This window comes from Coprococcus sp. AM11-30B (assembly GCF_027674365.1).
GTDB classification, from domain to species: Bacteria; Bacillota; Clostridia; order Lachnospirales; family Lachnospiraceae; genus Allocoprococcus; species Allocoprococcus comes.
This window is the reverse complement of the sequence record NZ_JAQDVB010000003.1, coordinates 122,210-135,975: the sequence shown is the minus strand read 5'-3', so window position 1 is coordinate 135,975 and position 13,766 is coordinate 122,210. Positions and strand designations below refer to the sequence as shown.

Sequence of the window (13,766 nt, the reverse complement as noted above, 5' to 3'; positions counted from 1 at the left end):
CCGCCTGCATTTCCTGAAAGAGATACAGACGGGTCTACCGTATGATTTCATATACGCCGTGGTTCGTGACAACAAAGGTTCCCTCCAATTCCATGTCACGCCCATAGGCGGCATAGTCGATATAGTTTTGTAAGTGTGCCGGAAGTTCCCCAAGCTGTCCGGTTTCTTCCAGATAGTAGCGAGCCACATCCGCCATATCGTCACAGCCGGAATGGCAGATAATATCGTCTTCATGCTCACAGAGTTCTTCGATACTGCCAAAGTAGGATTGCAGCTCTGATAGTTCCTCCTGAATATATTCCGGTAAGTCCTCCACCATTTCACACAGGCGGTTGACTTCCTCAATGGGGGTATATTCGTCAATCGCAAAGGGCAGCTCATAATCATGGATGGCGTATTCCTCATATTCATCATTCAAGCCGATACGTTCCGTGACTTCCTCAAAATCCACAGGCGGCGTGAACCATGCCCCTACCAGTTCGCCCTCATTGTATTTTCCTAAGTTGGCAATGTAAATCCGCATTTCTTCCAAGTTCCTTCACCTCCTTTTAGCGGTAATAAAAGATACCATTGTCCGTAAACAGGTAGTTTTCGCTGGTTTCCAGCTCCCGACCAATGGCAGCGTAGTCGATATGGTTCATTAAGTCTGGGTGTATTTCTCCGAATACCTGAATCTCCTGCACCAGATAATGGGCGAGGGATTCTCCGTCCTGCACCGGATAGCAGCGTATCTGGTCTTTGTGGTCGATAAATTCCGTAAAGCTGGAAAACCACCGCTTTTGTACCACATCCATTTCATAATAGAGAGGCGTTCCCTGCATTTCCTGTACCATCCGGCAAAGGGCGTTGATTTCCCAGAGCCTTGTGTTGCCCTCCAATGGAAACGGCAGCTCATAGTCTTCAATTTCGATTTCTTCCTCACTCTGAACCCCAAGACGTTCCCTGATTTCTTCAAAATCCACGGGGCAGGAAAACCATGCCCCCGGATATTCCTCAAAATCCTCATGGTAAAACCTTGTGGTGTTCAGGATGTAGATTTTCATTTCCTCAATCAGTATCACGTCCTTTCTCTGTCAGGTTGTTTGGGGAGTTACGCTCCCCAAGCCCCTAGTGGACTTCCGCCATGAAGCAATCAGAGCTTGCTCCATAACGGAAGTGTAATATGTTTTTTCCTATGCACCGATAATCTTATTAAACAGTTCCAGTAAGATGTCCTTTACACCGTCCGCATTGAAGACCAGACCAACCGCTACAAGGGACACTACTAAAAAGCCGATAAGTTTGGAAAATTCCCTCTTAAATCCGAGGTACAGTCCAATCACCACGATTGCCAGCAGCACAAGGGACTGGGCGTTGGATAAAAACCAGTTGTAAAGATTCTGTCCGAAATTCATAAAAGCTCCTTTCTTTCCTGTAAGAGTTCTTAGGTTCCAAAATTGCCACCGTTAAAGTACCACCTCCTTTGCAGCGGCGGCTTGCTGCTTCAGGATTTTTTCGTGCTTCTCCGTCAGCTTTGCATGGGTGATGATGTCATGGACAATCTGGGTGTGGTTCATCTTATCCAGACGGAGAGCCAGCTTTAACGTGGGGGCTACCTGATGGGAGAGCCAGTGCAGGGTGCGTTCAAAGGAATAGGGTTCCGGTTTCGTTGTCAGTTTCAGACTTCCCCTGTGTTCCCCCATAAACCACGCCCATTCCTCATTGATACGCCAGTCAGAACGGGGCTTCGTATCGTCCCTGTCCACGAACCGGATATAGCGGTTGATGATTTGAAAAGCTGTCCGTTCTGGATTGTCATGTTCTAACAGGTCACGGATGGCGTAAAAGGCACGCTCATTTTTCAGCCGGATTTCAAAGCGGTTCTTTACCTCTGCGTCCGCAATGGGAATATCATGCTTTTTGTACTGCTCATAGTCCTTTTCGTAAATGCAGAAGTACACCTCACTTTGGAGGGAACCGATATACAGGGTGTTCCCCATACATTCTTTTTCCTCACGCCGTACCAGTTCGCCGCTGCGGTAGCTTTTGAAGCTGCGGAAGACCGAGATACATTCCTCATTCCGGCACTTCTCTGTCAGATGGGGAATGTTCAGGATTCCCGTTTTGTCATTGATAGCGAGGTCAAGCCGCTTCATCACGCCGTCCTCCATGAGAACGTCCATGAAAAATTCATACCAGCTCCGTTCCTGTGCCAGCAGATAGCTTTCAAACTGGCGGCAGCCACGCCCTTTCAGTTCCAGCAGCACCCCTTTTTCCAGTTCCGGCGATACCAAAACGAAAATATCCCCAAGATAGTAATGCTCCGTGTAAGAGTAGAAGCCGTAGTCTTCATGGATAAAGTAAGGCAGCTTTAGCCGCAGCACGTCTTCCACGATATGCTTCACATCTGTAGTGGGAAAGCGAATCCGCACATAGTCAAAGAGCATTTCAAGGGGAGCGTCTGGGTTAAAGCGTTCCAGAGCTTCCGTGATGGTTTCCTGTAATGCTTCGGATGGGTGAGCCTTGCCCGTTTCAATATCGCTCAGGTACGGACGGGTGATTCCGGCAGCTAGGGCAAGTTTCTGTTGTGAGATACCGTAACTTTCCCGTTTCTCTTTGATGTTCCGTACCCATGTTTCTTCATTCAGTGAAAATCCCTCCTGTCTAAAAAAGCGTATGTCAACTTTCAGAGCCTTGTTGACATACGCCGGATATGGGAAAATCCCTTGTGTACCGTGGGATTCTGCCCTGTTGTTTGGTTATTGCCTGTCGATTTGTACCCCTCTGTTAGATACGAGGGGTTCATGCTGGCGTGCCTTGCGGCACACCAGCCACAGCAGGTCAGTCCGTTTCTGCGGCTTTCGCTTCGCACGCCGCCTGCACTCCCTGCCTGCTGTCTATGAGCTTTTTTATTTCTTTGAGGAAATCGTGTCCTTTTGGCACAAGGGGCGTGTAAAACTCTGAGATAACACTGGTTCCCACATCCACATAGCCACGCCCTTTTATCTGCTTTAGGAAGAAATCCTTTGTGGTTTCCCCGAACATCATTCCATAGCCCATTTCCGACATCCGCCCCAGAGCCACACGGAAATTGAACTGGTCACGGATTCCGTCCCCCAGATACTTTGCGTCCGGACGCTGGCAGGCGAGAATCAGGAAGAAGCCAGCCTGCCGCCCAAGCATAACGATTTGTTTTAATTTGTTGAGGACAGCGGCATTTTCTTTTGTGCCGAGCATTTCCATAAATGCCACATATTCATCAAAGATAAGGAAATTTGCCGGAAGCCCCAAGTAAGCGTAGTTTTCCCCTGTCCGGTAATTCTCCATGAGCTTCATGTCTTCGCTGCGTTTCATCATTTCTTCATAGAAACGGTCAATGCAGGCGAGCATATCTTCCTTTTTGTAGTACACATCCGGCATAACCGCCTGTAAATCTGCAAGGTCGGCGTTCTTCGGGTCTAATACGAACAGGACGGCGTTGGTGCGGAGCAGGGCTTCAATGAGGGTCAGGATAAAGTAGGTCTTTCCGCCGCCGGTTCCTCCGGCAATGAGCATATGGGGGAGCTTGTCATACTCCCACCAGACATTTTCCATAAGCCGGAGCCTGCCGTCCTTTGCCTGTACATCCTCAATGGAAATACGGTTGGCAATGGTATCATAAAGCAGGGTGTACTCCACATAGGAATCCTTTAATTCCTTATCCGTCAGCTCACAGTACAAGCCGCTTTCCAGCTTTTTCTCCAAGTGTAAGAGCTGCTCCTGATATTTCCCCAAGGTGATTTCCACACGGATATGGAGCAAGCCCTGTTTCATCCGGTAGTAGATTTTGGGAAAATAAGTGATGGTTTCTTTGGAACGGCTGGAAGACAAGTCCTTGAAAAAAGCGTCTTCCTTTCTCTGCTCCGATTCATACCACTTGTTTTCCAACACCATCCTTGCCAGCTTTTGGCGGTGGATGAGCTGCTTTACTTCGTCCCTGCGGTATCGCCAGAACAGAAGAACTGCTGTAAGACACACCAGCCCTGCCACGCCCATGCTGAATAACAGGTAAGGGATATTTATGTCCTGTGCTATCTGGGAAAGGGACACTTCCTGCCAGTTGGTTCCGGCAATCTGCCGGATATGAAACAGCAGGACAACCAGCAGGAAGACAGGGAACAGGGCGGCAAGGGCAGTATGGAACACAAGGTCTTTATCCGTGGGGCGGATACGTTTTCCACGGGGGAAAAGCTGTTTCATGGGAACAATCCTCCTTTCCGTGATTAAAAATAGCCCATATAAAGCAGCGAATATCCTTTCTTGTTGTCTTCCATATGGGCTTGAAATAAAAAAGTATAGCCGGACAACTCCCTGCACAGACATTCCGGCATATAAACTGCCAGATTTTCCGGCGGCTGATAATCTTCTAGGGCTTCGATAAGAAGCTGACCTGCCATCCAGCAGTATTCCGGCAGAGAAACCAGCCGGAAGTCCTGTTCGTATTCTTCATATCCAGTAATTGCGTCCATACTTATTTTTCTGTTGGCGGTTCTTTCTTTGGTGATTGCGGATTCATGGCAGCACCTTTTTTCAGAACAATATCATCAGCCTTGATGTACCAGTCCACCTCTGCTCCCTGAAAGGTAGCCGTTGCCACGGTATCTGCCACAGGATGGATAATTTCCACCTCTGCGTTGTAATCGAACTCCTTTAATGGCACGCTGGCAGGGATAGAAACCTGAATCATACGCCCCTGTCCTCTGGATTTTAAGTCATAGGTACGCTCCTTGATTTCTTCTGATACCGAGCCGTCTTCATTCTGGAGGTGAACCTCACGGCGGAGGGCAGAAAATTTCAATGCCCCGAATGTTGCTTCCTTGTCAATCACAATTCCGTTTGCTAATCTCATAGTCTGATGTCCTCCTTTTCCTTACGCTTTTACCATATCGTCAGCGTGTAAAATGTAGTTAGTAAAGCCCCTTGTGCCAATTTTATAGCCCTCTGCGATAATACGGGGATTGACGAGCTTCACACGTTCCTCAAAGTCAAAATGCTTCTCTCCGGCTTCGGCAGGGAGAATAACCACAATATCATCTGCCCTCTGTATGTCTGAATAAAGATTGAAGCTGCGAGAAAGTACCGCCATGCGTCCGTTGATTCTTCTCTGTTCTGTTTTGTCTTCTCCGGCAAACTCCAAGTTGCCGAATGTCTTTTCCATGTTGGGGATAACGAATTTTAATTCCATATAGATGTACCTGTCCTTTCTGAATGTTGTGTTTGATGGTTGGTTTCGGGTTACGGTCTGGAAGCGGAGGGGAACGCTCCGGCGGTGGTGATTTCTTCGTGGTATCACATCCTTTCTGGCTTTAGGGTAAAAAAATAGACGCTCATTTCTGAACGTCTGAATTGATACACTGGAAAGGCGGAATATCTGCTTTACCCTCTATATTTTTGTATATGTTGTACTTACAAGGTCGCCCCAGAACAGAAAGCCAGGACGACGTATGACAACATTTTAAGGCTTGTAAAAGACCCGGAAGTATGTGATCCGATTCGTTTTTTGAGAAAGCGGGAAATTGTACATTACCAAAGATTTGGAGAAAGTTTAAGAATCGTTCAGGATAATCTGAACAGTAAGAACTTTTATGCAATCAATCCGGAGTTTGATAAGGATTCAAATTGTAGCTGTGGCAACTAAAACAGCGAGTATGGAAAAACGTCCCCAATTATAAAAAATATGTTATAAAAATCCGGTTCGATAAACAAGGTGCAACCTCATAGGCTGCACCTTGTTTAATGCCGGCCTACTAATGTTATTCTGTATATACCATGCTGATATGCGATAATGCATAAATTCTACGCAGTATCTTATAATTAACGAGGGGAATGATCCTGGATATAATCCGCCAGCATCGAAATAAATTCGGATGCGGTCGGTTTGTCAAATACAGGATAACCAAGCAGCGGGCTTAAAATTTTATTAGAATTCTGATTCCAATAACTGTTGATCATTGTGCGGATGGCGGCTTCAACGCACATGTTGGAAACGCCATACTGCTCGCCGACAACACGGTAGAGATTAGAGGTTACGTTCTTCATATAAAATTCCTGATCTTTGAGAACGAGAGCGACTGCTGAAGCAAGATAGTTATAACCAGAGTAGGTGGAACGGAGACCGGCTTTTCTTAATACATGCCTGACGTCATACATAAGTACCTCCTTCAAATATTCATACCGACTATCTAACTATAGAATAAAGGAATTCTATAGATATGTAAATAATTTTGTTCATAACGATACATTTCGTGAAATTTCGATATATTGTGTGAAGTGGATAATGGAAAAATCTGCTTTTTTTTGCTATAATCCTTAATTGGATAGAACAGACAGAATCAATTTCAGGAGTGAAATTTATGAAGATACAATATCAGAAAATAGAAAACGGACTTGAAATTCTCAGGATCTGGCAGGATTCAGGAATCATAAAAGTACCGGAGCAGATAGAGGGAATTCCTGTCATCCGCATTGCTCCATATACATTTTCACTGCATAAAGATGAAGAAGAGAAAAATGCATCTGTTTATCAGACAGAGACAGATGAAGAAGATGATCGTTTTGCGCAGCCGGAAGAACTCTGCTGTGGTGGAATAGTAAGGGAGATCCATCTTCCGTCTACCGTACAGTCAATTGGAAATTATGCGTTTTATGGATGTATGAATCTGAAACTTTTCCATGGGACAGATGCAATCGTGCGGATGGGTAGCGGGGTATTTACCGGATGCCGTCTGGAGAAGGTGGAGATTGATTTTATGGATGGAAATAAGTCCTGTCTTAAGGAAATTCTGACGGAGATCCGGTATCAGATCATTGCAACACTGCGTTATCAGGGAACGGAGACGAAGATCCTGTTTCCGGAATATTACGCAGATGCGGTGGAAAATACGCCGGCGCGGATCGTGGAGACGCATTATTATGGTTCCGGTGGAGAGTACAGGGAGTGCTTTTACCGGCGGGAACTGGATTATGGAAAATACGACCGGCTGTTTGCACTTTCTGAAGCAAGAGATTCGGAAGAGGCAATTTTCAGTGTGGCTCTGACGCGTCTGCGATATCCGTGGAAGCTGGAAGATGCGGCGAAGCTGCGCTATGAAAATTATGTAAAGGCGCATATGGAAGAAATTGGAGAAAGCTGTATCCATGCGGTGAAAGAAAGACGCGAAATCGCCGCCGGAGATCCGCAGGAGGTTCTGCTTTTTTGCTGCAGAGAGCATTATTTTGATGAACAAGCGTTGGGAAAAACGATTACTTATGCGGCAGATGCAGGACAGACCGAGATTTCAGCTATTTTGATGGACGAGCGTTACCGTAGTTTTCCAAAAAAGAAGAAAAAGTTTGTATTGTAAAAGAAGGTGGAAAGATTGGAAGAAATGTCATTAGAACAGGGTCTGGAAGAAATCGGACATAAAATACTGGTTCTGACGAGGAACGAACTGTATATGAAGATGAGATTTATGGATGTGGCGCTTTCGGCGTTTTATTATGTACAGGATTTTTCGGTAGACCTTCTTGCTACAGACGGAGAGACAATGTATTTTAACGGGCAGATGCTGGGAGGTGAGTACAGGCAAAACCGGATCGGGGTAAATCGCGCCTATCTACATCTGGTTCTGCACTGCATTTTCCGACATGTATTTCGCAGAAATGGACGGGAAGAGCTTATGTGGAATCTGGCGGCGGATATTGCGGTAGAATCTGTGATTGACGACTGGAACCTCCAGAATATACGAAAAAGCCAGTCCTGGATCAGACAGAGAACTTACCGGGATCTGAAAGAAGAAATCAAGGTATTTACAGCGGAAAAAATTTATGGAGTACTGGTAAGATGGAAGCTTTCGAACCGGGAAATGGAGCGCATGGTTCGGGAATTTACCGTGGATGATCACAAGTACTGGGCAAAAGATGAGGATGATGACCGGAAAAGTGAGATGAACCAGAGGTGGCAGGATATCAGCGAGAAAATGCAGACCGATATGGAAACTTTTTCGAAAGAAGCAGCATCAAATACCGGGCATTTTCTGGATCAGGTCCGGGTTGAGAACCGACAGCGATATGACTACCGCAGCTTTCTGCGCAAATTTGCTGTGCTGAAGGAAGAGGTTACCGTGGATGATGACAGCTTTGATTATGTATTTTACAGTTATGGATTGCGCCTTTATGGAAATATGCCTCTGATCGAGCCGCAGGAGTGGAAAGAAGTGAAAAAAGTGGAGGATTTTGCAATCGTGATCGATACTTCCATGTCCTGTTCAGGAGATCTGGTAAAAAAATTTCTGGAGGAGACCTATGGCATTTTAAGTGAAGCAGGGAGCTTTTTTCAGAGAGTCAATATCCACATTATACAATGTGATGACCAGGTGCAGTCGGACCGGAAGATTACCTGTAAAGAAGAATTACAGGAATATATGGAAAAGTTGGATCTTGTCGGGGAAGGTGGAACGGATTTCAGACCGGCGTTTGCCTATATTGATGAGCTGATCGCGACGCACCGGTTCACTGAACTGAAGGGTGTGATCTATTTTACCGATGGACAGGGGATTTATCCGCAGAAAATGCCTTTGTACCAAACCGCGTTTGTATTTATGGACGACGGGGCAGAAGAACAGGAAGTTCCGCCGTGGGCGATGAAACTGGTTCTGGATGAAGAAGATTTGAGAGGAGTGAGAAATAGATGAATATTAAACGTGCAAAACAGGAAATCAAGGATGCGGTGCAGGCATACCTGATGAAGGATGAATATGGAGAATATCAGATTCCGGCAATCCATCAGAGACCGATCCTTCTGATGGGACCTCCGGGAATTGGAAAAACACAGATCATGGAGCAGATTTCAAGGGAATGTGAGATCGGACTGGTTGCGTATACGATCACGCACCATACCAGACAGAGTGCGATCGGGCTTCCATTTATTCAGAAAAAGATCTACGGTGGAAAAGAGTATTCGGTAACCGAGTATACGATGAGTGAGATCATTGCTGCTGTATATGAAAAGATAGAGCAGAGCGGCATGAAAGAGGGAATCCTGTTTATCGATGAGATCAACTGTGTTTCAGAGACGTTGGCGCCGACTATGCTGCAGTTTTTACAGTGCAAGATGTTTGGTAATCAGAGTGTGCCGGAGGGATGGATCATTGTGGCGGCAGGAAATCCGCCGGAATATAATAAGTCGGTGCGGGAATTTGATGTGGTGACACTGGACCGGATCAAGCGGATCGATGTGGAAGCTGATTTTGATGTCTGGAAGGAATATGCGTATCAGGTTGGAATCCATCCTGCAGTGCTTTCTTATCTGGAACTTCGAAAAGAGAATTTCTATCGTATGGAAAATACAGTAGATGGAAAAATGTTTGTCACAGCCAGAGGATGGGAAGACCTGTCAAGATTGATCCAGGTTTATGAAAAGCTTGGTAAAGAGGTGGATCGTGAGGTTGTGCATCAGTACCTCCAGCACTGGAAGACAGCGAAGGATTTTGCAAATTATCTGGAGCTTTACCGAAAGTATCAGAAGGAGTATGGACTGGAGCGGATCCTTGCAGGATATTATGAAAAAGATACCTTAGAACGTTTGAAATTTGCGTCGTTTGATGAGCGACTGAGTGTGGTAAATCTTCTGGTCGGAAAGATGGCAGAACTTTTTAAAGAAGAATATGAGATGGAAAAATTTGTGGAGGGACTGTTTGCTCAGCTGTGTGCTTATAAAGAGGAATTGCAAAAGGAAGGTGCAGTTCCGGGAGAAGTCCTTGCTGCGAAAATTCAGTCTCTTAGGCGGGAAGTTGAACAGAAGAAGGCCGCCGGACAGCTTACAAAGGCGGAAATGCACCGTATGGAGCGTATTTTATGCAAATTGGAAGAATACCAGAAAGCTCCGGAATTTGAGTCTGTAAAGGCCACATTTGACAGCGAAGAAGAGCAGAGAGAGCAAATGGCAGATAAGACACTGGAAACGCTGAATCACTGCTTTGAATTCCTGGAATCTGCTTTCGGCGAGAGCCAGGAAATGGCAGTATTTGTCACGGAACTCAACAGTAATGTGTACAGCATTGCGTTCCTGCGGGAAAATGACTGTGCGATGTATTACAAATACAACAAAGGTTTACTTTTGGATGAACGCCGTGAAGAAATCCTGGAACAGATGGATGCCGTGGAAAATGTAGTGGAAAGAGGACTGGTTGAAGATTAAAGAGCAAGAATTGACAGAATAAGAACGACTGTGCCTGTGGTATCATATAATGATAGAAAGCAGAAGAAATGGGAATGAAATTCATGCCAGATCTGCAATTTTGTAAGGAACTTCCCGAAATAAAACCAGGGGAGTATCGCCTGAAATATGATCTCACTTTGCGCGCGTCTCCCGGTCTTGGAACTGCGTTGTGCCGGGGAAACTATCACTGGGAGAGCTGCCTGAAAGCGGAAAGTAAGGTGTATATCTGCCAAATCAGATATTTGAGCAGATCTGTATGGGGATTGATAGAGAATACGGGGTGGATATGCCTTTATATGAATCATAAATGGCTGATAACTACTATAGCATAATTATAAAAATGACATTTTATGCCTGACGAGCCTGTTGGAGTGAAACTTACATTTCATGTAGACCCTTGCCAAAAGCGGAACCTTTTAAGCGTTGGCTTGTTCAGAAAAAGGACGCTGATAATTTCATATCAACGTCCTTTAAATCTGTCAGTATTGGGATATACAATTATTTATTGTTTACCTCAAGATTCTTCATCGCACGAACCTTCAGCGGAAGTCCGAACAGAGTGATGAATCCGCTTGCATCATGATGATCGTACATATCACCAGTTGTGAAGCTTGCCAGAGATTCATTGTAAAGTGAGTATGGAGAAGTAGTTCCGGCTTTAATGATATTTCCTTTGTAAAGTCTGAATTTAACTTCACCTGTAACATATTTCTGGGTAGATTTTACGAAAGCACGAAGAGCTTCACAAAGTGGTGTGAACCATTTTCCTTCGTATACAACCTGAGCGAGTTTGTTGCCAAGATCTTTCTTAACTTCCATGGTAGCACGGTCGATAACCAGTTCTTCAAGCTGTTTGTGAGCTTCCATCAGGATTGTTCCACCAGGAGTTTCATAAACACCACGGGATTTCATACCAACAACACGGTTCTCAACGATATCAACGATACCGATACCATGCTTGCCGCCAAGTTCGTTGAGTTTGCGGATGATATCAGAAACCTTCATGGCTTCGCCGTTGATTGTCTTCGGAACACCTTCTTCAAATGTCATAGTTACATATTCATCTTCATCCGGTGCATTTTCCGGTGTATTTCCAAGAACAAGAAGATCAGCGTAATTTGGTTCGCAGGATGGATCTTCAAGTTCCAGTCCTTCGTGGCTGATGTGCCATAAGTTACGGTCACGGCTATAGCTGTGGCTTGCGTCAAACGGAAGATCGATTCCGTGGGCTTTACAGTAAGCGATCTCATCGTCACGTGACTGAAGTGTCCACAGATCTGTCATTCTCCAAGGAGCGATGATCTTAAGGTCCGGGGCAAGAGCCATGATAGAAAGCTCGAAACGGATCTGGTCATTTCCTTTTCCGGTAGCACCGTGGCAGATAGCAGTAGCACCTTCTTTTCTTGCTACTTCAACAAGTCTCTTGGAGATTGCCGGACGAGCCATAGAAGTTCCGAGAAGGTATGCATTTTCGTAAACAGCATTTGCCTGTACACATGGCATAATATAATTATCACAGAAATCATCAGTGATATCTTCGATGTATAATTTAGAAGCACCTGCGAGTTTTGCTCTTTCATCAAGACCATCCAGCTCTTCGCCCTGTCCGCAGTCGATACAGCAGCAGATAACTTCGTAATCAAATGTCTCCTTTAACCAAGGGATCAGTGTGGTAGTATCAAGACCACCAGAATATGCAAGAACTACTTTTTCTTTCATTGTATATAAACCTCCTAAAAATTTTCTTTTGTATTCAATTCACAACCCACTATACACCATTTTTTATATTTATGCAATAATAAAATGAAAAAACTTTTAAAAATGTTATTTTATGCAAATAAAAGTAAAAATATACATAAAATATGCATAATTATGTATAAAAAAGGAAAGAGAGTAATAAGAAAAAAGAAGGATAGAAGAAGATTAAACAGAAAATATAAAGATAAATCAGAAAAATACTTGACATTTGCACAAAAATCCGTAAAATATAACAAAAAGTAACAAGGTAACACGCTAAAGGAAGAAAGGAACCGGCGAGATGAGTGATATGCATAAAATGAATAAGAATAACATATTTGATTTCGTTCTGACATTGCCGGTAGAAGGCAGTGTATTTTTCATTCCTACATTCCCGCATCGACCGTGTCCTTCAAGGGCACAGAACAGAAAATTCAATATTGCAGATCAGGGAATGCGTGTATCCAATGTATACAGCTTAAAATGTTCATTTCGGATGGAATGAAAAAGTGATAGGTTTTGTTCAGTCATTGAAGTATTATGATTCGATAGTGAAAAAAGAAGCAGAAAAAGGTATCGCCGCATACTCTTTTTCTGCTTCTTTTATTTATACCTACTAAGAATATGAATTGAAAAGAGGAAAAACGAAATGGAATTAAGAGCCACTCTAAAGGAAAAGAAATAATCGTAGTATCTTCCGGTGCAGTCGGTATCGGAAAAAATGTCCTTGGAATCAGTGAGAAGCCGGCTGGTTCTGTCAAACAGGCATATATAATAGAAGAAAACCAAAAGGATATTATGCTTGCAAGAAAAAATAAGATGACAGAGCCACTGATCGACCGGCTTCTTCTAAATGAAAACAGAATCCGGAAAATTGCAGAGGAGGCGTTTCCGGTGATCTGTGACCGGCTTTCGGCAAAAGGGGTAGAGATCCGGGGAGACGAAGCAGCAAGGCAGATTGATGAGCGGATCGCTTGGGCATAGGAAAGCGACTGGGGGCAGGAAGCCCTTACCACGAAAAAGTATGTGATCTTTGGAAATGGACAAATTCGCGGATAAGAAGATTGACAGGAAAAAATCTCCATTTTATAATTTGAATGATACAAAAGTTAAGGAATTTTGTTTTTATTTTTAAGATGTTGGGGTCCAAAGGTATTTTGACCCCTTTGATACCAGATTGCTACGTGCTTTACACTCTCGCAATCCTCAAAAACATGGGTATCAGGACGGATGAAAAAGGGGAAGAATGAAAAATGCTGTATGTAAGCTACTATGATTCGCCGATCGGGAAAATTACGCTTGGAGCACGGGAGGATGTACTTGTCGGTGCATGGTTTGAAGGACAGAAATACTATATGGACAAGATTATAGAAGATTTTGAGGAGAAGAAAGACTTGCCGGTACTGGATCAGGCAGAGTACTGGCTGGATCGGTATTTTGCAGGGCAGGATCCGGATCCGGAAGAACTTCCTCTTGCACCTGCAGGAAGTGATTTCCGAAAAGAAGTATGGAAGATTATCGCAAAAATCCCATATGGATGTACCATTACTTATGGAAAGATCGCAAAGATCCTTGCAGTAAAACGGGGCGCGAAAAGTATCTCGCCGCAGGCAGTCGGAGGTGCGGTCGGACATAATCCGATCTCTGTGATTATTCCATGTCACCGGGTCATCGGAAGCGACGGAAGCCTGACCGGATATGCCGGTGGACTTGAAAAGAAAGAATGGCTGCTTGCACATGAAGAAGCGCATATCAGATAAGTGATCATCAAAAATGGTGGCTCGTAGTGAGTCACCATTTTTGATGATCTGGA

The 13,766-nt window shown here is 44.5% G+C and carries 16 protein-coding genes and 1 pseudogene; 7 read left to right on the top strand and 10 right to left on the bottom strand.

Translation table 11 applies throughout. From position 1 onward, the window contains the following. Positions 1 to 34 precede the first annotated feature (34 nt). The 8 genes from PGU50_RS02640 to PGU50_RS02605 form a co-directional block, all read right to left on the bottom strand. Positions 35 to 523, bottom strand: a complete 489-nt coding sequence (locus tag PGU50_RS02640; protein ID WP_390586778.1) for an antirestriction protein ArdA — start codon at positions 521 to 523, stop codon at positions 35 to 37. A 25-nt stretch (positions 524 to 548) separates the two neighbouring features. Then, a complete protein-coding gene (locus PGU50_RS02635; RefSeq protein WP_103900082.1) occupies positions 549 to 1,043 on the bottom strand; it encodes an antirestriction protein ArdA in 495 nt (164 codons plus the stop codon). Positions 1,044 to 1,172: 129 nt separating this feature from the next. Next, positions 1,173 to 1,394 (bottom strand): hypothetical protein, encoded by a 222-nt coding sequence (locus PGU50_RS02630; RefSeq protein ID WP_002570387.1) that lies wholly within the window; start codon positions 1,392 to 1,394, stop codon positions 1,173 to 1,175. A 51-nt stretch (positions 1,395 to 1,445) separates the two neighbouring features. Further along, entirely contained in the window at positions 1,446 to 2,669 is a 1,224-nt protein-coding gene (gene mobT, locus PGU50_RS02625; RefSeq protein ID WP_118514885.1) for a MobT family relaxase, read from the bottom strand. Between the two features lie 151 nt (positions 2,670 to 2,820). Next, positions 2,821 to 4,218 (bottom strand): FtsK/SpoIIIE domain-containing protein, encoded by a 1,398-nt coding sequence (locus PGU50_RS02620; RefSeq protein ID WP_103900072.1) that lies wholly within the window; start codon positions 4,216 to 4,218, stop codon positions 2,821 to 2,823. 23 nt (positions 4,219 to 4,241) lie between these two features. Continuing rightward, positions 4,242 to 4,487: a hypothetical protein gene (locus PGU50_RS02615; RefSeq protein WP_103900071.1), complete on the bottom strand. Its 246-nt coding sequence runs from the start codon at positions 4,485 to 4,487 to the stop codon at positions 4,242 to 4,244. Positions 4,488 to 4,489: 2 nt separating this feature from the next. After that, the gene (locus tag PGU50_RS02610) at positions 4,490 to 4,867 is read right to left on the bottom strand and encodes a YdcP family protein (RefSeq protein WP_103900070.1); all 378 of its coding nucleotides are present in this window, start codon (positions 4,865 to 4,867) and stop codon (positions 4,490 to 4,492) included. 21 nt (positions 4,868 to 4,888) lie between these two features. After that, positions 4,889 to 5,203: a YdcP family protein gene (locus PGU50_RS02605; RefSeq protein ID WP_117514221.1), complete on the bottom strand. Its 315-nt coding sequence runs from the start codon at positions 5,201 to 5,203 to the stop codon at positions 4,889 to 4,891. Positions 5,204 to 5,431: 228 nt separating this feature from the next. On the opposite strand from PGU50_RS02605, the pseudogene PGU50_RS18080 reads away from it, so the two are divergent. Next, positions 5,432 to 5,656, top strand: a pseudogene (locus PGU50_RS18080) (manganese catalase family protein); the annotation flags it as partial. A gap of 176 nt (positions 5,657 to 5,832) precedes the next feature. On the opposite strand, the gene PGU50_RS02595 reads toward PGU50_RS18080, so the two are convergent. Beyond that, positions 5,833 to 6,168 (bottom strand): sporulation initiation factor Spo0A C-terminal domain-containing protein, encoded by a 336-nt coding sequence (locus PGU50_RS02595; protein ID WP_117556335.1) that lies wholly within the window; start codon positions 6,166 to 6,168, stop codon positions 5,833 to 5,835. A gap of 203 nt (positions 6,169 to 6,371) precedes the next feature. Here PGU50_RS02595 and PGU50_RS02590 point away from each other — a divergent pair, with 203 nt between their 5' ends. Genes PGU50_RS02590 through PGU50_RS02580 form a run of 3 tightly spaced genes read left to right on the top strand, consistent with a single transcriptional unit; the run spans position 6,372 to position 10,195 of the window. Then, positions 6,372 to 7,361, top strand: coding sequence for a leucine-rich repeat protein (locus PGU50_RS02590; RefSeq protein WP_117823971.1), 990 nt, complete (start codon positions 6,372 to 6,374; stop codon positions 7,359 to 7,361). A 24-nt stretch (positions 7,362 to 7,385) separates the two neighbouring features. After that, the gene (locus PGU50_RS02585) at positions 7,386 to 8,690 is read left to right on the top strand and encodes a vWA domain-containing protein (RefSeq protein WP_270246087.1); all 1,305 of its coding nucleotides are present in this window, start codon (positions 7,386 to 7,388) and stop codon (positions 8,688 to 8,690) included. Then, complete coding sequence (locus PGU50_RS02580; protein WP_117556331.1) at positions 8,687 to 10,195, top strand: ATP-binding protein; 1,509 nt, start codon at positions 8,687 to 8,689, stop codon at positions 10,193 to 10,195. The genes PGU50_RS02585 and PGU50_RS02580 overlap by 4 nt, the downstream gene beginning before the upstream one ends. Positions 10,196 to 10,714: 519 nt before the next feature. Here PGU50_RS02580 and PGU50_RS02575 read toward each other — a convergent pair. Beyond that, complete coding sequence (locus PGU50_RS02575) at positions 10,715 to 11,935, bottom strand: argininosuccinate synthase (protein WP_008374664.1); 1,221 nt, start codon at positions 11,933 to 11,935, stop codon at positions 10,715 to 10,717. 319 nt (positions 11,936 to 12,254) lie between these two features. Here PGU50_RS02575 and PGU50_RS02570 point away from each other — a divergent pair, with 319 nt between their 5' ends. The 3 genes from PGU50_RS02570 (at position 12,255) to PGU50_RS02560 (ending at position 13,713) form a co-directional block, all read left to right on the top strand. Further along, positions 12,255 to 12,458 (top strand): hypothetical protein, encoded by a 204-nt coding sequence (locus PGU50_RS02570; RefSeq protein ID WP_270246086.1) that lies wholly within the window; start codon positions 12,255 to 12,257, stop codon positions 12,456 to 12,458. Positions 12,459 to 12,751: 293 nt separating this feature from the next. Beyond that, positions 12,752 to 12,937: a hypothetical protein gene (locus tag PGU50_RS02565; RefSeq protein WP_173685029.1), complete on the top strand. Its 186-nt coding sequence runs from the start codon at positions 12,752 to 12,754 to the stop codon at positions 12,935 to 12,937. A 269-nt stretch (positions 12,938 to 13,206) separates the two neighbouring features. Continuing rightward, a complete protein-coding gene (locus tag PGU50_RS02560; RefSeq protein WP_008374672.1) occupies positions 13,207 to 13,713 on the top strand; it encodes a methylated-DNA--[protein]-cysteine S-methyltransferase in 507 nt (168 codons plus the stop codon). Positions 13,714 to 13,766 lie beyond the last annotated feature (53 nt).